General features: G+C 37.6%; 14 protein-coding genes. 3 read left to right on the forward strand and 11 right to left on the reverse strand.

Going from position 1 to position 20,327, the window contains the following annotated elements:
- Positions 1 to 64: 64 nt before the first annotated feature.
- Positions 65 to 1,273: a porin gene (locus PXG98_RS04410; protein WP_276389198.1), complete on the reverse strand. Its 1,209-nt coding sequence runs from the start codon at positions 1,271 to 1,273 to the stop codon at positions 65 to 67.
- 390 nt (positions 1,274 to 1,663) lie between these two features.
- Here PXG98_RS04410 and PXG98_RS04415 point away from each other — a divergent pair, with 390 nt between their 5' ends.
- Positions 1,664 to 2,023 carry a toxin-antitoxin system YwqK family antitoxin gene (locus PXG98_RS04415; RefSeq protein ID WP_276389199.1) on the forward strand — a complete coding sequence of 120 codons (360 nt, stop codon included), beginning with the start codon at positions 1,664 to 1,666 and terminating at the stop codon, positions 2,021 to 2,023.
- Positions 2,024 to 2,029: 6 nt separating this feature from the next.
- Here PXG98_RS04415 and PXG98_RS04420 read toward each other — a convergent pair whose 3' ends face one another.
- The 3 genes from PXG98_RS04420 to PXG98_RS04430 all read right to left on the reverse strand — a co-directional run bounded on the left by PXG98_RS04420 (position 2,030) and on the right by PXG98_RS04430 (position 7,477).
- A complete protein-coding gene (locus PXG98_RS04420; RefSeq protein ID WP_276389200.1) occupies positions 2,030 to 2,431 on the reverse strand; it encodes a carboxypeptidase-like regulatory domain-containing protein in 402 nt (133 codons plus the stop codon).
- A 156-nt stretch (positions 2,432 to 2,587) separates the two neighbouring features.
- A complete protein-coding gene (locus tag PXG98_RS04425) occupies positions 2,588 to 4,633 on the reverse strand; it encodes a hypothetical protein (RefSeq protein ID WP_276389201.1) in 2,046 nt (681 codons plus the stop codon).
- Between the two features lie 30 nt (positions 4,634 to 4,663).
- Positions 4,664 to 7,477, reverse strand: coding sequence for a TonB-dependent receptor (locus PXG98_RS04430; RefSeq protein ID WP_276389202.1), 2,814 nt, complete (start codon positions 7,475 to 7,477; stop codon positions 4,664 to 4,666).
- A gap of 205 nt (positions 7,478 to 7,682) precedes the next feature.
- Here PXG98_RS04430 and PXG98_RS04435 point away from each other — a divergent pair, with 205 nt between their 5' ends.
- Complete coding sequence (locus tag PXG98_RS04435; protein ID WP_276389203.1) at positions 7,683 to 9,026, forward strand: deoxyguanosinetriphosphate triphosphohydrolase; 1,344 nt, start codon at positions 7,683 to 7,685, stop codon at positions 9,024 to 9,026.
- Here PXG98_RS04435 and PXG98_RS04440 read toward each other — a convergent pair.
- Complete coding sequence (locus PXG98_RS04440) at positions 9,023 to 10,153, reverse strand: DUF3078 domain-containing protein (protein ID WP_276389204.1); 1,131 nt, start codon at positions 10,151 to 10,153, stop codon at positions 9,023 to 9,025. The two genes, PXG98_RS04435 and PXG98_RS04440, sit on opposite strands and share 4 nt — an antisense overlap.
- A gap of 1 nt (position 10,154) precedes the next feature.
- Positions 10,155 to 11,927, reverse strand: coding sequence for a 1-deoxy-D-xylulose-5-phosphate synthase (locus PXG98_RS04445; RefSeq protein WP_276389205.1), 1,773 nt, complete (start codon positions 11,925 to 11,927; stop codon positions 10,155 to 10,157).
- A 68-nt stretch (positions 11,928 to 11,995) separates the two neighbouring features.
- Here PXG98_RS04445 and PXG98_RS04450 point away from each other — a divergent pair, with 68 nt between their 5' ends.
- The gene (locus tag PXG98_RS04450; protein ID WP_276389206.1) at positions 11,996 to 12,451 is read left to right on the forward strand and encodes a nucleoside deaminase; all 456 of its coding nucleotides are present in this window, start codon (positions 11,996 to 11,998) and stop codon (positions 12,449 to 12,451) included.
- 57 nt (positions 12,452 to 12,508) lie between these two features.
- Here the strand turns inward: PXG98_RS04450 and PXG98_RS04455 are convergent, their stop codons facing one another.
- From PXG98_RS04455 to PXG98_RS04475, 5 genes are all read right to left on the reverse strand, one after another.
- The gene (locus tag PXG98_RS04455) at positions 12,509 to 12,703 is read right to left on the reverse strand and encodes a cold-shock protein (RefSeq protein ID WP_019671237.1); all 195 of its coding nucleotides are present in this window, start codon (positions 12,701 to 12,703) and stop codon (positions 12,509 to 12,511) included.
- A 90-nt stretch (positions 12,704 to 12,793) separates the two neighbouring features.
- Positions 12,794 to 13,057 carry a hypothetical protein gene (locus PXG98_RS04460; protein WP_276389207.1) on the reverse strand — a complete coding sequence of 88 codons (264 nt, stop codon included), beginning with the start codon at positions 13,055 to 13,057 and terminating at the stop codon, positions 12,794 to 12,796.
- Positions 13,047 to 14,843 (reverse strand): chloride channel protein, encoded by a 1,797-nt coding sequence (locus tag PXG98_RS04465; protein WP_276389208.1) that lies wholly within the window; start codon positions 14,841 to 14,843, stop codon positions 13,047 to 13,049. Before PXG98_RS04465 ends, PXG98_RS04460 begins: the two co-directional genes overlap by 11 nt.
- A gap of 64 nt (positions 14,844 to 14,907) precedes the next feature.
- Positions 14,908 to 16,656, reverse strand: a complete 1,749-nt coding sequence (gene aspS, locus PXG98_RS04470; protein WP_276389209.1) for an aspartate--tRNA ligase — start codon at positions 16,654 to 16,656, stop codon at positions 14,908 to 14,910.
- Positions 16,657 to 16,816: 160 nt separating this feature from the next.
- Complete coding sequence (locus PXG98_RS04475; protein WP_276389210.1) at positions 16,817 to 20,323, reverse strand: efflux RND transporter permease subunit; 3,507 nt, start codon at positions 20,321 to 20,323, stop codon at positions 16,817 to 16,819.
- Positions 20,324 to 20,327: the final 4 nt, after the last annotated feature.

The raw sequence follows: 20,327 nt of genomic DNA on the forward strand, positions 1-20,327 counted from the left end.
GGATTAAATGGTAAATGTCCAATGTTTGCATGTAAAAAAGGTTACCAAAGTGTTAATAATTTTGTCAAAAATGTAAATCCATCTGTAATCTGCATAAAAGTCTGTCTGTCCCTCCATCTACGGCGAAGTAACTAACATCTGATTGTACTTTTAGCTTATTGCCTACAATATACTTTGAAAAACCCAAAGTATATTGATTAATTGGATTTCTGCCAGTAATTACCTGATCATAATTGATGTCCGAATATCGACCCGCTATCTCCCAATTATTCGGGAATAAGTATCCTGCTTGCAAGTTAATTCCATTTCCTACACGAACTACATCACCTGTCTCTGTACCATCAGAATTTTTTGCAATAGGATCCTTGGCATCTCTATTGGCATATTCTCCCATAAATGAAAAACCTTTATACTTAAACATGGTGTCGACAAATAGAGTGCTTATTGTGGTTTCATAGAATCCAACATCGTTTACCATATAAATACCCAGATTACTTCTAGTTCGAACTGCATCCACATTAATGTCATATGTAGCTGCCACCATTAGTTTTGGTTTGTCTTCTCTTTGCAAATCGGATCCAACATAATCGCCTTTTTTAGCAAAGTAACCGAATGGTAGAAATTCCAACCTTCCTGTGTATTGATGCCCACCATAATTCCCTAATACGACATTACGACCTTCTCCTTGAGAAAATGCAAATTTCTCCCGCATAATAAAAGTGTCTGTAATATTGATATGATGCCTGAGTTGGATCCCTATATCCCTGTCAATATTAAATCCGGCATTAAGAAGAGAGCGGTCTACAAGCTGCAAATCTCCTGAAGAAATAACCCGTTCTACGTTTCCAGGGAGTTTGGTTTGTCCTGCCCACAGGACGAAGTTTTCATAAAAGTTCCACATTACCACCGCATCAAGTATTATTCTTGGGGCATTATTTGTAAATTCAGATATTCCGGCTATATCTCTATTAGATAAACCCAATTCTAATTTATACTTAAGTTTAGGAGTCGCTACAAAACCGTCAAATTTGAACCTGGCTCTCCGTATTAAAAAATTACTCTGAGGATCGACTAGTCCACCATTTGGACCTTTTTGCCAAGTAGCACTCGTCAATACTTGGAAACGTGCGGCAAATTTCATACTCCAAGTACTGTCCTGCCCCATTAGATTCAAAATTCCTTTACCAAAAGGGCCAGCAGCTTTAGTATCCTGAGATAGAGCCGTAGTGCACAGTGATAGGGCTAATCCTAGGATAAGCAATTTAGTATTCATAAAATATTAGTTTTTGTCTCGGACAAAGAACCAATATCTCTGTTAATATAACGTTAACTCAACATTAAGTTATAAAACAAAAAAGACTGCCTTGGCCAAAGGCAGTCGTTAGAATTCATAAATGAAAGTCGACAAAAACTAATATTCAAAATGAAATCTAGGATTGTCGTATTTAAATACAAAACAAATCTCAGTAAAAGTTGTGATGTAATTGTGATGTAAAGTTTAAATAATCATTAAAATTAATATTGGAACGCTACAATAAAATACTAAAAGACAATAGGCAGCGTTTTCTAATGTAAATAAAATGTTAAGTAAAAGTTGATTTAAGGTTAAAAAAAAGTATCTTTATAAAAGATAGGTTTAGTAAAGAAAAAGAATAACAACAATATGAAAAAGACAGCAGTATTATTGGCATTGATGTTAGCCACTGTATTTGTTAATGCACAAGATAAGAGAGTACAGAAACTTAATAAAGAGACTAATTTAATAGAAGTCACAGATTATCATGATAATGGACTAATTAGCCAGAAAGGATCCTTTGATTTAAAAGGTCAATTACACGGGGAATGGTTTAGTTATGATGAAGCGGGAACTTTAATTTCACAGGGACAATATGTCAATGGCGTTAAGTCTGGGAAATGGGTTTTTTGGTCTAACGACACTAGGAAAGAAGTAGAATATAGTGAGAATCAAATCGTTAAAATAAATGGCAATGACAATCTCTCTAGAATTGCCGACAAAAACTAATTATTTTTAACTACCGGAGTGTTTACCACCATAAGCAGTTAAACTTGTAGACTCTTCAGATTCTTTTGTCAAATCGGCAATATCCTTATTACTTAGTTGTATAGCTTGTAATTCCTTAAGTACTTGGATAGTTTCATTGGTTTTAACAGCAATAGGAATTTCTACAGTTTCATACCCTAAATAGCTTACAATTAAAATATATTCCCCAGGATCCAAATTGTCTATTTCAAAATTCCCATGAAAATTAGTCTTGGCATTAATGGAAGTATTTTTCAAGTGAACATTGGCGAATAACATAGGCTCATTGTTCGTTTCATTATCCAAGATAGTGCCTCTTACAGAAGCCCGTTCTTGAGAAAACATAAATCCAGATAATAATAAGGTAAGTACTAGGACTAAATTTTTCATTTTGCTTTTGTTCTAACTGCAAAAGAAAGGCTTCAATGTAAAGCTAAGGTTACCATTATATTAAAGTTTGGTAATAATGGTTATTTCGCGCCAATGAATTAAAATATGAAGACCTTGCATTGCAAGGCCTTCGGTGGTATTCAATTGGTATAATAGCTAGTCGCCAGTTATCCAACTAAACATAGTAAGGTCTACTGGAGTGCCGTTGAATACGTCGTCATCAACACTGGTTAAGGGAGTGCCGTCCACAATTACATTGCCAACAGGTCCTCCGTCTCTCATTTCTACATTTACTACATAACCAGTTAAAAGAACATTGGTCATTGTGGCACCAGATTCTTTCTTAAACTGTAGCGCAGTTCCACCTGGATTAGCAGAAGAAATGGCTGTGAAATTATTTAAGGTAGGATTTCCATTTAAGCCATCTGCCTCAACAGCTGTTGAGAATCCGGCAACGGTGTGTGACACATAAGTATTCTCTAAAGTACCATTCCATCCTTCTGTCCAGTCTACCGCATCATCCTCGTTATTTTCTAAATAGAAATTAGAAGCATTTACAGTCCCACCAAAGAACTCAACCCCGTCGTCAGTTCCATTTAGTATACCTATATTGGCAATAGTAGTTCCAGAACCAACTGCATATAGAGATAAGCCGTTAAACTGAGATTCAGCATTAATTTGAGCCCCTGCATAGTTTATAATTAAGTAGTTAATACTACCGGAACTATCTGTATCATTAGTTCCTCCATAAACAAAGCCGCCAACTTCTGCAATTGCATCTATACCTTCTGTGGTAGTTGCATCTCCCAAGATTACGAGGCCACCCCAATCTCCTGGATTCTGATTTGTAGACGTCATTACCACTGGGTCATTCTCTGTCCCTAAAATATCTATTTGAGCTCCTTTTTTAACCACAATGTAGGTCTCGGTGGCGACGCCGTCTGCCGCATCAGCAATAATTAAAGTGCCAGCTGGGATGGTTAATTTTGCGGGTGCTTCTACACTAAGAGTTCCTTCTAACAAATAGATTACATTTGCATCGAGTGATGTATCAGCTGTAATCGTACCGGATAATGGCATTGTCTCTACTTCTGAAGCATTTTCCACCCATGAAAATAGGGCTATATCCACCGTTGGCGGGGCTAGGTATGTTAGATTTGGGTCAGCCGCTACTCCATCGATTATTACATTAGCCAAAGGCCCACCATCTCTCATTTCTACTGAAACAACATATCCTGTTAAAGAAAGACCAGTAATTGTAGCTCCTGATTCTTTTTTAAATTGAAGGGCAGTTCCTCCTTCTGTTGAAACGGCAGTGAAATTCGTGAGCCTTGGATTTCCATTTATACCGTCGGCTTCTACAGCTGTAGAAAAACCTTCTATTGTATGCAGAACATAAGTATTGGTAACTTCTCCATTCCATCCCTCTGTCCAGTCAACCGCATCGTCTTCATTATTTTCTAGGTACAAATTCATTATGCTAACCGTTCCTCCAAAGAATTCTACACCATCATCCGTACCATTTAATATGGCAATGTTTTCGATAGTTGTTCCAGAACCTACAGCATATAGTGATAAACCATTGTATTGGGATTCAGAGTTTATTTGCGCCCCGGCATAGTCAATTATTAAATAGCGGATAGATCCAGAATTGTCTGCATCATTAGAACCTCCATAAACAATTCCACCAACTTCAGCAATGGCATCGGCCCCCTCTGTAGTAGTGGCGTCCCCAGCAATAACCAGACCTCCCCAATCTCCGGGGTTTTGTCCTGCAGAAGTCATTAATACCGGTTGAGCCGCAGTACCTTGAATATCAATAGAACCCCCTTTTTTAACGACAATATATTTATCTGTTCCAGATTCTGATGTTATCGTTGTTCCTGCCGGAATGGTTAAAGTAACGCCCGTTTCAACACTTAGTATTCCAGTGAGGATATAATTGACACTTGCGTCTAAGGTACGGTCTTCGGTAATTGATCCCATAAGATCAGTTCCCTCTAGAGCCTCGCATTCGTTAGGACAAGAACCACCACAATCTATACCTTCTTCATCTCCATTTTGTATTCCGTCTGTGCAAGTAGGAGCATTTCCGCCTTCTCCAGGAGGATCTGGATTATTATCATCCCCACTACAACCCACTATTGTAATGGTCGTAATGGCCATAATTATCATTAAGAATTTAGTGGTTTTCGTTTTCATAATTATAAGTGTTAAGGGTTAATATGTATTTTAAAATGTATAGCTCAGCCCCAGATTTATCTGGGCACCTCTAGTATATGATCGGACTAACTCTTCTGTTTCTATACCAGTTGTACTTGGTTTTACTAATTGTGTTCTTTCTATACTAGGGTTTAACAAATTCCGGCCAATAAAGCGTAAACGCCAGTGCTCGTTAAATTCCTTGCTTATAACGGCATCTAAGACTACAAATCCTTTTTCTACGATGGCGTCATTATAAAAAGTCTCACTTGCACTTTGAATTTCAGGTGCCCCGATTGCAAAGATCTTATCGGAGGCATAGTTTGCTGTTAAGGAGGCATTAAACGGATTTTCACCCGGAGAGGTAAAATTTAGACTTGTATTTAATATCCAGTCAGAAGCTCCCTGCAAGCCTTCTTCCGTTAAACCTTTATATCTAAAGGTTCTTACAAAGTTGCCTTCCTCATCAAACACTTCTTTTAAGTCTTGACTATGCCACATTCTAGTCACATTAAAAACAAGATTTAATGCACTTGTACTGGGAGCACCCGTATCTTCATTGAGTTGTGGATTTAGGAGGTTAAGCTTTGTTTCTGCTTCTAAACCAAAGACTTCTGCCTTATTTCCAGTATTGAAGTAAGAAAAGACACCTGCAGAACCGCGATCTTGCGCTCTGTTAATTGGGTCACTAATATCTTTGTAAAAGGCGGCAAGGGAGATAAGCTGGTCGTTCGAAGGAAAGAACTCCCATTTAAGGTCAAAATTTAAATCTGTTGACGCTTCCAAATCTGGATTACCTCTAGTAACCTGGCCAACCTGAGAAACATACTCAAAAGGAGCAATCTCTTTAAATTCAGGGAGGGTAATAGTTCTACTAAAAGCAAATCGAAGTGCCTGCTTTTCATTGAAATCATACTTTAAATTTACACTAGGATATAAATTGTCGTACTCCTTATTGCTTTCCCCAACTCTTCCAGGAAAATTTCCTACATCAAAGGCAACACCAATTTTATCTCTTTGGTATCTAAGACCAAGGTCTGCATTAAACTTATTAAAACCAATATTGAAGTCTGCAAAAGCAGCCTGTGAGTCCAGGTTACCAGTATATAGATCAGGTTGTAAAATATTTAATTGTAGATCCCCGTTATCAAAATTCTCTTGCTGAAATATGGCTCCAAGATTGTCAATAGATGGTGGGTTAATAGTATTTGTTGCTCTTTCTTCAACTCCAACAAACTCGGACTTAAAATCTCGTTCTTTAGTTCTGAAATTAACCCCAAACTCTAACTTCATAGGAGTAGGGCCGTCTTCTTTTATTCGAAATTCGTCTTTGATAAAACCGTTGTATTCTACATCTTCAATTTTCTGACTAGATTTTCTTTGCTGAAAACCACCTGTTCTACCTAGTTGAACAAAGTCGCTATTGGGATCAAAGTTTACCTCGTTCCGAATTCTATTTGGTTCATCGGCATTAACTAGATTATATCCACCGGCCCAGTGCAATGTATTTTTTTCACCTAGCTGATGTGTGCCCAGTAGTTGTGTAACAATTAAACGTGTTTGCTTTGTATTCTGATCTCGGATAAATTGTCCTAGTCCTTCTGCAGGATCTGTTTCTTCAAAAATAAATCCTTCTCCATTTCTCCCTCCTTCATAAAGCTGCTCTCTTAAAGTATTGATAAATAATGTGCTTGACTTAAGTTTATTTTTATCATTAATGAAATAGGTTAAATCCATTAAACCCGAGGTAACAGTTTCTTCATTCCAATTCGTGGCATCCGTAATAGTGTCATCTATGAAATTGGATCTGAATTGTCTAAAAATCCCCTCACCGTATTCAAACTTTCTGGAGTGCGAACCCGAAAAGAATATTGCTAATTTATCAGCGATTCGTTTTCCAGCGGCAATATTAAATCTGTAGTTTATAGGATTATCTCTTTTTACTGTATTCCAACCTTGTTGTGTAATTAGCTCTTGTGTACTAAGATTTTGTTTGTAAAAGCCGAAATCAGTATTATAAGAGTTTGGGGAAACTTTAAAATTGTTGTAAACCCCATTGCTTATGACGTTTGTGTTAAATCCTGTCTGAAAACCTATATTGAGTTCACTGTTTCCAGCTAGTTCTCTGGATGTTATATTTACCGTCCCGGACGCCTGATCTGCTGTATTTCTTACATCGTACGTTTTGCTAACACTTACGTTTTGAATTACTCTGGTAGTAAATAGGCCCAGATCTATGTTTTTTCGCTCTACATCATCGGACGGTACAGCCAGTCCATTAAGGGTAGTGGACAAATATCGGTCTCCTAAACCTCGAATAAAAATATCTCCGGACGCCTCACTACTAGTTACCCCAGAAATTTTTGTCGTGGCAATGGCAACATCAGACACCCCAATTTTTGATAATTGCTGTGCACCAATACTTTCCTTTATCTCCACGGCTTTTTTCTGATCTAAAAGCAAGGCTACTTCAGAATCTTTCCGAGCCTGAACCGTAACTACCACTTCATCTAAAGAGACACCCTGAGAGGCGGACATTGGAATATCTAAAGTAGTTACATTACCTGCTACAACCGTAATATCTGGAATTTCTACAGTTTCATAGCCTAAAAAACTAAAAACCACCGTGTAAGAGCCAGGTTCTATATTCGTGAGTTCATACAATCCATCAAAGTCTGAAGTAGTTCCTTTAGATGTACCTTTTATTATCACGTTGGCGAAGGCTAAGGGTTCATTATTCGCTTCTTTGTCGGTCAGTTTTCCTAAAATACTTCCCGTATCCTGTGCATTACTTGTGAATGCAAACGCTGCTATTAACAGCAGACTAAAAATTAAATGTTTCATTTACTATGTTTAATACCGCTGCAAATAACGCTAGCACTTGTAAAAGTGATGTTAGCCGTGGGTTAAACCTCTGTTTTCTTATTGTTAGATTTGTGTTAAGGCGTTAATAAAAGGTTAAGGACTGTCCAAGGGCTTTTAAAACAAAGGGCTTAGCGATTTAAATACTTTGATTAAAAGAGCTAACTTGTCCCCAAATTTTTTTGGAATGAAATGGGAAAAACTACTTTCTTTAAAACGTTATGGGGATCAAGGAATTAGACATAGAGTGGCACAGCAAGAGACTAGACTCGGCTTTGAGGTAGATTACGACAGAATAATATTTTCTTCCGCTTTTCGAAGTCTTCAGGACAAGACGCAAGTTATTCCACTTTCCAAATTAGACTTCGTTCACACTCGTTTAACCCATAGTTTGGAGGTCTCAGTAGTAGGCAGAAGTTTGGGTAGAATTGTTGGGGCCAAATTATTACAAAAACACCCGTATTTAAGCGAGAAATTAGGATATAGGTTCGGAGACTTTGGGGCCATAGTGGCTGCTGCAGCCCTGTCTCATGATATAGGCAACCCTCCTTTTGGACACAGTGGAGAAAAAGCTATAGGAGAATATTTTAGCCATGGAAAAGGAAAAAAGTATAAGGATTTAATTAGCCCAAAAGAGTACCAAGATTTAATTAGTTTTGAAGGCAACGCCAATGGATTTAGACTTTTAGCTGCCTCAAGAGAAGGGGTTGATGGCGGGTTAAGACTAAGCTATGCTACCTTGGGCGCTTTTATGAAGTATCCGAAAGAGTCTTTACCCAAAAAACCAACCCAGTATATTGGAGATAAGAAATTTGGATATTTTCAGGCAGAAAAGCATTTGTTTCAGGATGTTGCTGAGGAGTTGGGCTTACAATCAAGAGGAAAGAGTAATAGTATTTCGTATTGTAGGCATCCTCTGGCTTTTTTGGTGGAAGCTGCCGATGATATTTGCTATACCATAATTGATTTTGAGGATGGGATTAATTTAGGCCTCGTCCCCGAGGAATATGCACTGGAATATTTAATAAATCTAGTAAAAGACACTATAAATACTGCAAAATATAACTCTTTGAATCTTATGTCCGATAGGCTGAGTTATTTAAGGGCCTTGGCCATTAATACCTTAATAAATGATGCAGCAGAAGTTTTTCTTAAAAATGAAGAAGAAATTCTAGAAGGCAGCTTTCAAGATTCACTTTTAGATCATAGTAAGTATAAAGCGCAAACCAAGGATATAATAAAACTAAGTGTAGATCACATCTATATGTCTAAGGGAGTGGTAAATAAGGAAATTGCAGGGTATAGACTAATAAGGGATTTATTAGAAGCTTTTACACCAGCCCTGATTCGAAATATGGAGGGGAAGGCCAGTAGTTATGATCGACTTTTATTGGCAACGCTACCAGAAAATTATAAAGACGAAAAAGCATCGGTGTACCAGAATTTATTAAATGCAAGTTGTTTTGTTGCCAGCCTGTCTGATAGTACCGCAGTTTATATTCATAATAAAATATCCGGTAAAGACCTTTAAAAACTATAGACCAATCCTATAGAAAGGGCCTGTCTAAACTGAATTTTGGGGATCCCCGGGTTAATAACGGTGCCATCATCGGCAATCTCTGTATCAAAGAGAATGTCGTCATCATAAATAATTTGTGTTCCCAGATTGGCTTCAATAAAGTTATTTACCTTAAAATTGAAGTTTAGTTCCCAATCCACATCGATATTCCCAAACTTCCTTATATAATCGGTAAAAAGGCTTAAACGATGATCGAGAATTATATTTTTTGCAATTTCTTTCTCCCAGGTATTAGTAACTAAAATCCCAAATTCAATGAAACTTTTTTCGCCTTTTTGAATAATGTTCCCATCCTCATCAAAAACGGCCTTTTTAACCCCAAAGGCACCATTATTAGCAAGATTTTCATCTAAGACAAAGGTCGCCTTTACCGTGGTTGGGGATAGGTAGAGGTTAAAATTCTGCCCTTCAGGAATAAACGAGGGACCACCTCCAAAAAATAGATAACCCGGGGCCATAAAAGTAGAAATTGGATTGTCTCTATCTGGGTATTTAAAACCATCGGCGAACTGGGTATTAAATTTTAAATTCACGGAATAATACCAATTACTCAATGTGTCTTGTCGATATCCGAAAGTGGAACTTAACCTTATAGCATCCTCTGTTTTTCTTGGCTTTCTACCTTCTTGTATATTAACTCCATACCGCAGAGTCACCTGATTATCCCAAGTTAGAAATCTAAATTTATAATTTCTTTCAAATCGCATATTGCCAATGGCTGATATAGCATTATCACCCCCAGCATTCCAATTAACAAATGCCACCTCACTCATATTAAAGCCCAGTCTATTTATTTTAGTCCAGAAGGAGGGGACTTTGAATTTTTTTGGCGGTTCGCTTAATGCCTTGGTTTGATTAAAGGAAATAACTGGGTTGGTAAGGTTGACTCCTCTTGGAATCACATCAATTTTATATTGCGTAGCCCTTATTACCACAGTATCTATCTTGGTAGTATCTATTAGTATAGTATCCCTAGCAATTATACTATCTGTCGCAATAGGCGATGGAATACTATCCTGGAGATATGCCAATTGACTGCTTAAAAGAAAAATAAAGAAGAGTAAAGGCTTTTTTAGCATATCAAATTTCCGATAATTTTTTTGTTATTAATTGTAGTATGGATTGGTTGTCTAAAGCTGTGGCTTTGTATAAGTTTTCCATCGGACCATGTTCCACAAACCCATCCTCAATACCTAAAACTGTAATAGGAATTTGGGAAACTGTAGTGTTCTTATATTCGAGGACAGCACTGCCAAAGCCACCCAGCTTACAACTATCTTCGATAGTGATTATTTCCTTGTAATTCAGGAATATAAAATCCAGTAAATTGTTGTCTAAGGGCTTTACAAATCTCATATTGTAAATTCCAACTCGCATCCTTGGGTCTACTTTATCAATTTCAGACATAAGGTTTTGGCCAAACGGACCAATGGTTAAAATGGCAAGAAGACTACCTTTACGAAGTTCTTGCCCTTTACCAATTTTAATCATTTTAAAGGGTTTCTGCCATTCAAGGCTAGTTCCTCTTCCTCTTGGATATCTTACGGCAATTGGTCCTAAAGGGACTTCTTGTGCTGTATACATTATATTGCGAAGATCTTCTTCATTTCCGGGGGCGAATACAATTAAGTTAGGAATACACCTCAGGTATGCAATATCAAAAACGCCGTGATGGGTTGGCCCATCTTGGCCAACCAAACCAGCTCTATCGACTAGCAGTATAACGGATAGGTCTTGTAGACATACATCATGGATAATCTGGTCATATGCCCGCTGTAGGAAAGTAGAATAAATAACACAAAAAGGCAGTAAATCTTTGGTGGCCATACCAGCGGCCAAAGTAACTGCATGCTGCTCTGCTATTCCTACATCAAATGCCCTTTCAGGGAATCTCTGCATCATGTATGTTAAAGAACTCCCGGAAGGCATTGCGGGTGTAATTCCAATAATCTTTTTATTATTCTCTGCTAATTCCACAATGGTTTTTCCAAATACATCCTGGTATTTTGGTGGAAGCTTAGCTAGTTTATCTGTTTCTAAATCCCCAGTTGTTTTATTAAACTTACCTGGTGCATGATAGACTACCTGATTTTCTTCAGCTTTTTTTAAACCCTTGCCTTTGGTAGTGCTAATATGAAGTAGTTTAGGACCCGATTTTTTCTTTAGCCTTTCAAGTTCCTTAATAAGTCCTTGGATGTTATGGCCATCGATTGGTCCTGAATAATCAAAGTTTAAACATTCAAAAATGTTCTCTTCTTTTGCGATTCCCTTTTTTACTGTAGTAAGGTATTTTTTTAATGCTCCCACGCTGGGATCTATCCCTATGGCATTGTCATTTAGTATGATTAATATATTAGTATTACTCACTCCTGCGTGGTTAAGGCCTTCGAAGGCCATGCCACTAGCTATAGACGCATCACCAATTACAGCAATATGATGCTTTTGAATATCTCCTTTAATTTTTGAAGCTATTGCCATTCCTAGTATGGCCGATATGGAAGTGGAGCTGTGGCCAGTTCCAAATGCATCGTATTTGCTTTCAGATATTCTTGGAAAACCGCTTATTCCTCCAAACTGTCTGTTGGTTTCAAAAATTGACTTCCTTTCGGTGATAATTTTATGACCATAAGCCTGATGCCCAACATCCCATATCAGGATGTCCTCGGGAGTATTAAATACATAGTGTAAGGCCAAAGTTAATTCTACAACGCCAAGACTGGCACCTAGATGTCCTTCTTTTACAGAAACAATATCAATAATAAACTGCCTTAAATCTATAGCCAAGTCTGCTAATTGCTCAACTTTAAGCTTGCGTAAATCGCTAGGAGAGTTTATTTGGTTTAAGAGTTTCATAGGAAGTTGCAAAGGTACATTAATTCATTTTTTGTTATGACTACATCTATTCCTATTATTGTACTATTATGTCCACAGGTTTTAAACTAGACGATCGCTATTTTATGCAAAAAGCTTTACAGGAAGCAGAGTATGCTATGTCTATAGGAGAAATTCCTGTTGGCGCTGTTATTGTTGTAAAAGAAAGAATAATTGCAAGGGCACATAATCTGACGGAACAATTAACAGATGTAACCGCACATGCCGAAATGCAGGCCATAACGGCGGCTAGTAATTTCTTAGGAGGAAAATATCTTAAGGGCTGTACTCTTTATGTTACCCTAGAGCCTTGTCAAATGTGTGCCGGAGCACTTTATTGGAGTCAAATTAGTAGAATTGTCTATGGTGCCAAGGATCCAAAAAGGGGATACTCTGCAATTAACGGAAGATTACATCCTAAAACTTTAGTAAGTAGCGGTATAATGGGCGAAGAAGCAGCAGGCCTCCTCCAAGACTTTTTTAGTAATAAAAGAGGCAGAGTTTAGGCATAAAAAAATCCTCAATAGACCATTGAGGATTTAATAAATTCAAAATAAAATATATTATCCGATTACTTGCACTTGTGCTGCAACCATTCCCTTTCTACCTTCTTCTTCTTGGTATTCTACTTTGTCGCCTTCGTTCAATTCTACTCCGTTCAATGCCGTTGCATGAACAAAAATATCCTTTCCGGTGTCGTCGTTTGTAATGAATCCGTATCCTTTGGATTCATTGAAAAATTTTACAGTTCCTGTCATTAAAATAAATATTAAAATAAAAAAATTATGCTACGAAAGTATGATATTTTAGGCAGACGGCTTTAATGAATGGCTAAAATTTGACCAAATTTATTGATTTTCAGACTTTTTAGGTTCTTTGCCCTGCATTTTTCTAATGTTTTCTTCTGTAAGCATATAGTCTTGAACTTTCCTTCTTTTACTCTCTTTATATAAGAATAACGGCATTGCAATCAAAAAAAGACCTACCGTGCCAGAGCCAATAAATTTATGCGCTATTTGGGGCATATCTTCCAAAATATAGAAGCCATACCCAATTCCTCCAAAAGAGGCAAGCGTAATAAGGATAACTATATGTTTAAGTTTAATCTGCATCTTCCTTAGTGAAGTTTATAAGTTTTCTTCTGTAGGCAGTTAATAGTTTTGACTTTGAAATGAAGCCGATGTATTTTCCATGGTTTAAAACGGGTAAATTCCAAGCGCTGCTATTTTGAAATTTTAACATAACCTCCTGCATCGTATCGGATTCCTGAAATATTACTTCAGGGGGACTATGCATAAAGGATTCCACTTTTACCTTATCATACATACCAGTTTCAAACATAATTTCCCTAATATCATCTAATGTAACTATTCCTACAAGGTAATTATTGCTGTCTAAAACAGGGAAAATATTTCTCGTAGATTTGGATACGGCCATATGGACCATGTCTCCAAGACTTATGTCTTGTTTTATGCTTTTAAAGTCTTTCTCTATAATCTCGTCTAAGGCCATTAGCCCTAGTACTGTTTCGTCTTTATTATGCGTAAGTAATGCGCCCTGTTTGGCTAATTCTCTGGTATATATGGTGAAGTCCATAGCATTTTTGGTTAATAAATAGGAGATAGCCGCGGTAATCATTAAAGGGACAAAGAGTTGGTATCCTCCTGTAATTTCAGCAATTAAGAAAATGGCAGTCAAAGGAGCATGCAATACTCCAGCGATAAGACCAGCCATTCCGATTAAGGTAAAATTACTTTCATTTACTGAAAACCCCAGCCCTAGGTTATTTATCACCTTTGCCACTACATTTCCCAAGGCACTTCCCATCACCATGGTAGGAATAAAGATGCCCCCAGCACCTCCTGCGGCAAAGGTTGTAGTCATAGCAACTGCTTTAAAAATGGTTATTCCAAAGAGTAGGGCAATAACCATCCAAATATTTGTAGTGTATTCGTCGAAGGGCGTTTTACCCAAGGCAGACAAATGATCCCCCTTTAAGAGATTATTAATAAACCCAAACCCTTCCCCGTATAATGGGGGAATAAAATAAAGCATAATACCAATAGCCAAACCTCCTACAAGAAGTTTATACTTTGGACTTTTAAACCGGTCAAAGAAATGGAGAATACCAAAATACATTTTGGTAAAGTAGATAGAGGCAATTGCCGTCCCCACACCTAAAATGATATAAAACAAGGTATCTTTTACTTCGAAGAGTTCAGTGATCGAAAAACTGAATAAGGTTTCGTCACCTAGGAAAAAATACGAGGTTAAGACGCCAGAAATAGAAGCCAGGAGTAAAGGCAGCATAGAAATCATGGTAAGGTCTAAACTAAAAACTTCGACCGCAAAAATTATAGCGGCAATTGGGGCTTGAAAAATAGACGAAATGGCGCCTGCCGAGGCACATGCGATTAATAAAGACCTAGTCTTGGCATTAATATGAAAAAGCCTAGAAACACTAGAACTAATAGCAGCTCCAGAGGCAACAGCAGGTCCAAGCAAACCAACAGAACCACCAAAACCTACGGTCAATGGAGCAGTTACAAGAGGCAAAACAATTTTTTTGGAACTTATAATCCCTTTCTTCTTAGACAGGGAGAACAGGATGGAGGAAATGGCATGTTCTAACTTCTCTTTATGAACATATTTTACGTAAAGATAAACAAGGGTAAGGCCAATTATAGGTGTTATGAAATACAATTGATAATTTGAAAAAACGATACCTTTTTGTAAAAAGGATTCAATAAAATAAGTAGTATTTTTTAAAGTAACCGCGGCTAGCCCGGCTAGAAAACCTACCAAAACACTCATGAGTTGTGTAAAGGTCTTATTTGAGATATTTTTATATCTCCACTTTAAAAAGTTGGTAAATAAGGAAGCTCCTCTGTTTGGCATTTTAGGCACTATACATTTAAAGGTATTAAAAAAATATAATGGCCACTAGTATAAATGGTGTATATCAGGATTGTATTTTTAAATGTAACTCCTTGAGTTGTTCTTGGTCAAGGGGAGAGGGTGCATCTATCATAACATCTCTACCACTATTATTTTTTGGAAAGGCGATAAAATCTCTTATCGTCTCCTGTCCCCCCAAAATAGCTACAAGTCTGTCCAAACCAAAGGCAATTCCTCCATGTGGCGGGGCGCCATATTGAAAGGCATCTAACAAAAACCCAAATTGTGCATTGGCTTCTTCAGGAGTAAAGCCTAGGTGTTTAAACATAATTTTTTGGATTTCTTTATTGTGAATTCTAATGGATCCACCTCCAATTTCGTTACCGTTCAGAACTAGGTCATAGGCGTTTGCTCTTACGGCAGAAGGATCTGTTTCTAAAAGCTCCAATTGACCTGGCTTTGGAGAAGTAAACGGATGGTGCATAGCGTGGTAGTTACCGGTTTCATCGTCTAATTCCAGCAAAGGAAAATCTACTACCCATAGTGGTGCAAAGTCCTCAGGATTCCGTAAGCCAAGACGTTCGGCCATTTCCATTCTAAGAGCACTTAACTGCGGTCTTGTTTCCTTGATACTACCCGAAAGAATACACAGAAGGTCTCCTGGTTCGGCTGAGGCTTTTTCTGCCCAGACTTTTAAGTCTTCCTGAGAATAGAATTTATCTACTGAAGATTTATAAGAGCCGTCTTCATTACACTTTACATAAACCATTCCTTTCGCCCCAATCTGAGGTCTTCTTATCCAGGCTATTAGTTTGTCAATTTCTTTTCTGGTGTAGGTAGAACCTCCAGGAACTGCTATGCCAACCACGATTTCAGCAGAATTGAAAATACCAAAATCTCTGTGCTTTGACACATCGGTTAATTCGGCAAACTCCATTCCAAAACGAATGTCCGGTTTGTCATTACCATATCTTTTCATGGCATCGTCATAGGTTAGGCGTGGAAAAGCACTAACATCCTTACCATTTATCTCTTTTATTAAGTGTTTTGTAAGTCCTTCAAAGGTTGTAAGAATGTCTTCTTGTTCCACAAAGGCCATTTCACAATCTATCTGTGTAAATTCTGGCTGTCTGTCTGCTCTGAGGTCTTCGTCTCTAAAACATTTCACAATTTGAAAATATTTGTCGAGGCCACCTACCATTAAGAGTTGTTTGAAAGTCTGTGGAGATTGAGGGAGTGCATAAAATTGCCCTTCATTCATTCTACTTGGAACTACAAAATCTCTGGCTCCTTCGGGAGTAGATTTTATAAGGTATGGGGTTTCCACCTCTATGAAACCTTCATTGCTAAGGTATTTTCGCACCTCCATGCTAACCTTGCTTCTGAAGATTAAATTGTTTTTAACTGGTGTACGTCTTATATCCAGATAACGATATTTCATTCGCAGATCGTCTCCGCCGTCCGTCTTATCTTCTAGCGTAAAAGGTGGTACTAAAGACTTGTTTAGAATGACTAAATTATCTACTAGAATTTCAATATCTCCTGTAGGTATATTAGGATTTTTGGAAGTTCTTTCGATAACCTTTCCTTTTATCTGAACAACAAATTCACGCCCTAACGTCCTGGCCTTTTCCAACAAATCGGTGTCTGTTCTTTCCTCATCAAAAACCAATTGGGTAATGCCATATCGATCTCTTAGATCTATCCAAATAACAAAGCCCTTGTCTCTTGATTTGTGAACCCATCCGGAGAGGGTTACTTCGCTATTTACATCTGAACTTCTAAGCTCCCCGCAGGTATGACTTCTAAACATTATAATTTCCCTTATTTAATCGCCGCAAATGTAAGAAGTTATGATTTTATTTAAGGTAATCCTCCACTTTTTTTATTACCATTAGTTGGGCGAATCCCAAGCGATAATAAAACAAAGAGCCCCATCTATGGGATGGGGCTCTTTACCAAAAAATAACGCCTTATGCGGCTATGTCGAGTTTCTTTTTTTCCTGAGGCCTGATTTTTTTCTTCTTCTTAAATCGCAATTTGATTCTGTAAATAATATTGAACATTACAGGTACGATTATTAAGGTAAGAAAAGTGGCTACAATAAGACCAAAGATTACGGTCCATGCCAAAGGTCCCCAGAAGATTACATTATCCCCTCCGATATAAAGTTTTGGATCGAATTCGGAGAAAAGGGAGAAAAAGTCAATATTTAGGCCTATGGCCAGGGGGATTAGTCCAAGAACCGTTGTAATGGCAGTAAGCAAAACAGGACGAAGCCTGGCTTTTCCACTTTTTACAATTACTTCTGTAACCTGACTCAAACTAAGCAGATCTTTTTCTTCGAGACCCAATTCCAGTTTTTTTCTGTCGATTAGAATTTGTGTGTAATCTAATAATACTACCCCATTGTTTACCACAATTCCTGCCAGGGATATAATTCCCATCATGGTCATCATTATAACAAATGGCCACCCAGTTATCATTAAACCGCCAAAAACACCAATAAAACTTAGGAAAATAGCAGTCATTATTATTCCCGGTTTTGAGATTCCTCCAAATTGGAATATGAGTATTAGCATAATTAAACCTAAGCCAGAAAAGAAGGCTCCCATTAGAAATTGCATCTGCTTATTTTGTTCTTCAATTTGTCCTGTATAGTCGATTTTTACATCGGGTGGGAGCAGAGCAAATTCTTCCATTTCTTTTTTAATTTCAGCCACAATTGCGCCTGCATCCGTAAAACCTGGTTTTAAGCCAGAATAAACCGTTACCACTCTTTTGGTATCCTTGTGTTTTATGGCACTAAATGAAGAGGTGTTTCGCTGGGAAGCTACTGCAGATACAGGAATCTCTTTAATCTGCCCCGTTGCCGGGTCTCTGAAGATTATATTCTGATTAAACAGAGCACTTTTATTATAACGAATGTCTTCGTTGAATCTTACGTTTATATCGTAGTCTTCTCCGTCTATTTTATAAATCCCTGCCTTATCTCCAAATAGAGACCTTCTAAGTTGTTGACCTACCTGTGCCACAGAGACCCCTAGTTCTCCTGCCTTCTCCCGATCTACCACAACCTCCATACTCGGCTTTCCTTTATTTACGTCAATTTTGAGTTCTTCAATACCAGCAATATTTTTGGTATTCAGGAAGTTTTTCATGCTCTCGGCGACATTAATAAGTTCGTCGTAGTCCTTACCCTCTATTTCTATATTAATAGGATAGCCAACAGGAGGCCCTAACGCATCTTTTTCAACAGAAATAGCTAGTCCTGGATATATGCCCTTGAGCCCTTCCTGTATTTCTTTTCTTAATATTTCAGTGTCTTTTCCTTCTCTAAACTTATACTCTCTCATCGAGATAGTAATTTTTCCCCTGTGTGGCATTTCAGCTGCTGAACCCCCTTCGGTAAAGGGATTTTCTGCTCCCTTTCCCACTTGAGAAACACTAGATTCTACCAAAACATTTTTGCCTCCAATTTGGTATTCGGCGTCATTGGCAATAGCATAAACCCTTTTTTCTATATCCTTGGTTATGCTGTTCGTTTTTTCAATGGCTGTTCCTTGGGGATACTCCAAATAAACGTAAATTTCATTAGGGACATTATCTGGAAAAAATTCAACCTTAGTTCTACCGCTTCCAAGTGACCATCCAAAAGCTACAAAGGATAAAATGAGCAAGAGAATGGTAGATCCAAAAAACATAAATACATTTCTACCGCGCAAAGCAAAACGCAATTGATTTTCATACCAGTTTTCAAAACGTGAAAGATAGTTTCTTTGAAATTTCAGTGCAGCTTTCTTTAAGCCATATTTGTATATCCAAAATAGAACTGCAACGACTATCATCAGGGAACCTAATCCTCTCATTTCTCCTCCAAACATCATAATAAACAATCCTATACCACCTAAAATTATACTCAGGCGGATTAGCTGTTTTAGGGTAAGCTCTTTATCACCAACTTCCATAAAACTAGAAACCAACATAGAATTCATGAAGATGGCCACAAAGAGTGAAGATCCTAGTACCACCGATAAGGTGATCGGGAAAAAGATCATAAATTCACCCATAATACCAGGCCACATTCCTAAGGGAACAAAAGCAGCAACAGTGGTAGCAGTGGATATAATTATAGGAAAAGCTATTTCTCCAATTCCTTTTTTGGCGGCTTCAATCCTCGAGTAGCCTTCCTCTTCCATTAGACGATAGACATTTTCAACTACCACAACTCCATTGTCTACCAACATACCAAGGCCCATAATAAGCCCAAATAAGATCATAGTATTAAGTGTATAGCCCAAAGCCGACAGAATCATGAACGAGATAAACATAGACATAGGGATAGCAAACCCTACAAACAGGGCATTTCTAAATCCTAAAAAGAACATTAAAACCGTGACCACCAAAATGATCCCAAAGATTATGTTATTTACCAGATCGTCTACCTGATTTAGTGTTTTACTAGAGGAGTCATTGGCTATAGTAACCTGTAAATCTGCAGGGAAGTAGTCCTCTTTCGACTTATCTACTATTTCTCTTATTTTATCCGCAGCAGTAATCGCATTTTTACCAGCTCTTTTCTTTATATCGAGCATAACCACACTGCTTCCTTCTTCTCTTGCATATGTAGTTTTGTCTTCTTCCGTAAAGCTTATTTTTGCGATGTCTTTTAAATAAACGGCATCGTTTTTTTCAGATTTAACAACAAAATCATTGAGGTCAAAGGGATTTTCTACCTCCCCAATAATACGTATGGTTCTTCTTTGATCGCTTGTTTTTAGGTTGCCAGCAGACATGGTCATATTCCCATTGGCAATAGCCTGTATAACATCATCAAAACTAACCTTTGATGCCATCATCTTATAGATGTCAACAGCTACCTCTACTTCTTTTTCTTGTGCCCCTCTTATGTCTACCCCTTTAATTTCAGGTAAATCTTCAATTTCATCCTCTAAATATTCACCAAATTCCTTTAGTTTATCTGTGGGGTAGTCTCCCGTAAGATTAACATTCATTATAGGAAAGGATTCCGAAATATTAAGGTCAAAGACATCGGGTTCTACTTTAGCACCATTAAAAATAGGCCAGTCTTCCCCGGCTTTCTCTGCGTCTACTTCATCTTTTACTTTTAACTTGGCACTTTCAACGGTGATGTCCTCATCAAACTCTACTACAATCATAGAATAGTCTTCCTGAGAAGTAGAAGTTATTTCAACAAGATTACTAACGTTTTTAAGTTTATCCTCTAAGGGATCAGTGATTAGTCTTTCAATATCTTCCGCGGTATTGCCCGGGTATACCGTACTGATATAAATTTTGGTTTCTTTTACCTCAGGAAAATCTTCTCTTGGCATTGAAAAATAAGCCGACAGGCCTATCACCAAAAATATTCCTATCATCACATAGATAACCGAAGGGTTATCTATAGCCCAGGAAGCCAAACGAAATTCTTTGTTCGCATTTTTTTGTTGCTTACTCATCTGT

Origin of the sequence: Eudoraea chungangensis (assembly GCF_029360665.1) — a bacterium.
Lineage (GTDB): Bacteria > Bacteroidota > Bacteroidia > Flavobacteriales > Flavobacteriaceae > Eudoraea > Eudoraea chungangensis.

Coding starts and splice junctions, on each gene's coding strand:
- aspS (WP_276389209.1), bottom strand. CDS start 16,656: ATGTTTAGAAGTCATACCTGCGGGGAGCTTAGAAGTTCAGATGTAAAT.
- PXG98_RS04475 (WP_276389210.1), bottom strand. CDS start 20,323: ATGAGTAAGCAACAAAAAAATGCGAACAAAGAATTTCGTTTGGCTTCC.
- PXG98_RS04455 (WP_019671237.1), bottom strand. CDS start 12,703: ATGACAGGAACTGTAAAATTTTTCAATGAATCCAAAGGATACGGATTC.
- PXG98_RS04430 (WP_276389202.1), bottom strand. CDS start 7,477: ATGAAACATTTAATTTTTAGTCTGCTGTTAATAGCAGCGTTTGCATTC.
- PXG98_RS04450 (WP_276389206.1), top strand. CDS start 11,996: ATGTCCACAGGTTTTAAACTAGACGATCGCTATTTTATGCAAAAAGCT.
- PXG98_RS04435 (WP_276389203.1), top strand. CDS start 7,683: ATGAAATGGGAAAAACTACTTTCTTTAAAACGTTATGGGGATCAAGGA.
- PXG98_RS04425 (WP_276389201.1), bottom strand. CDS start 4,633: ATGAAAACGAAAACCACTAAATTCTTAATGATAATTATGGCCATTACG.
- PXG98_RS04440 (WP_276389204.1), bottom strand. CDS start 10,153: ATGCTAAAAAAGCCTTTACTCTTCTTTATTTTTCTTTTAAGCAGTCAA.
- PXG98_RS04415 (WP_276389199.1), top strand. CDS start 1,664: ATGAAAAAGACAGCAGTATTATTGGCATTGATGTTAGCCACTGTATTT.
- PXG98_RS04420 (WP_276389200.1), bottom strand. CDS start 2,431: ATGAAAAATTTAGTCCTAGTACTTACCTTATTATTATCTGGATTTATG.
- PXG98_RS04445 (WP_276389205.1), bottom strand. CDS start 11,927: ATGAAACTCTTAAACCAAATAAACTCTCCTAGCGATTTACGCAAGCTT.
- PXG98_RS04460 (WP_276389207.1), bottom strand. CDS start 13,057: ATGCAGATTAAACTTAAACATATAGTTATCCTTATTACGCTTGCCTCT.
- PXG98_RS04410 (WP_276389198.1), bottom strand. CDS start 1,273: ATGAATACTAAATTGCTTATCCTAGGATTAGCCCTATCACTGTGCACT.
- PXG98_RS04465 (WP_276389208.1), bottom strand. CDS start 14,843: ATGCCAAACAGAGGAGCTTCCTTATTTACCAACTTTTTAAAGTGGAGA.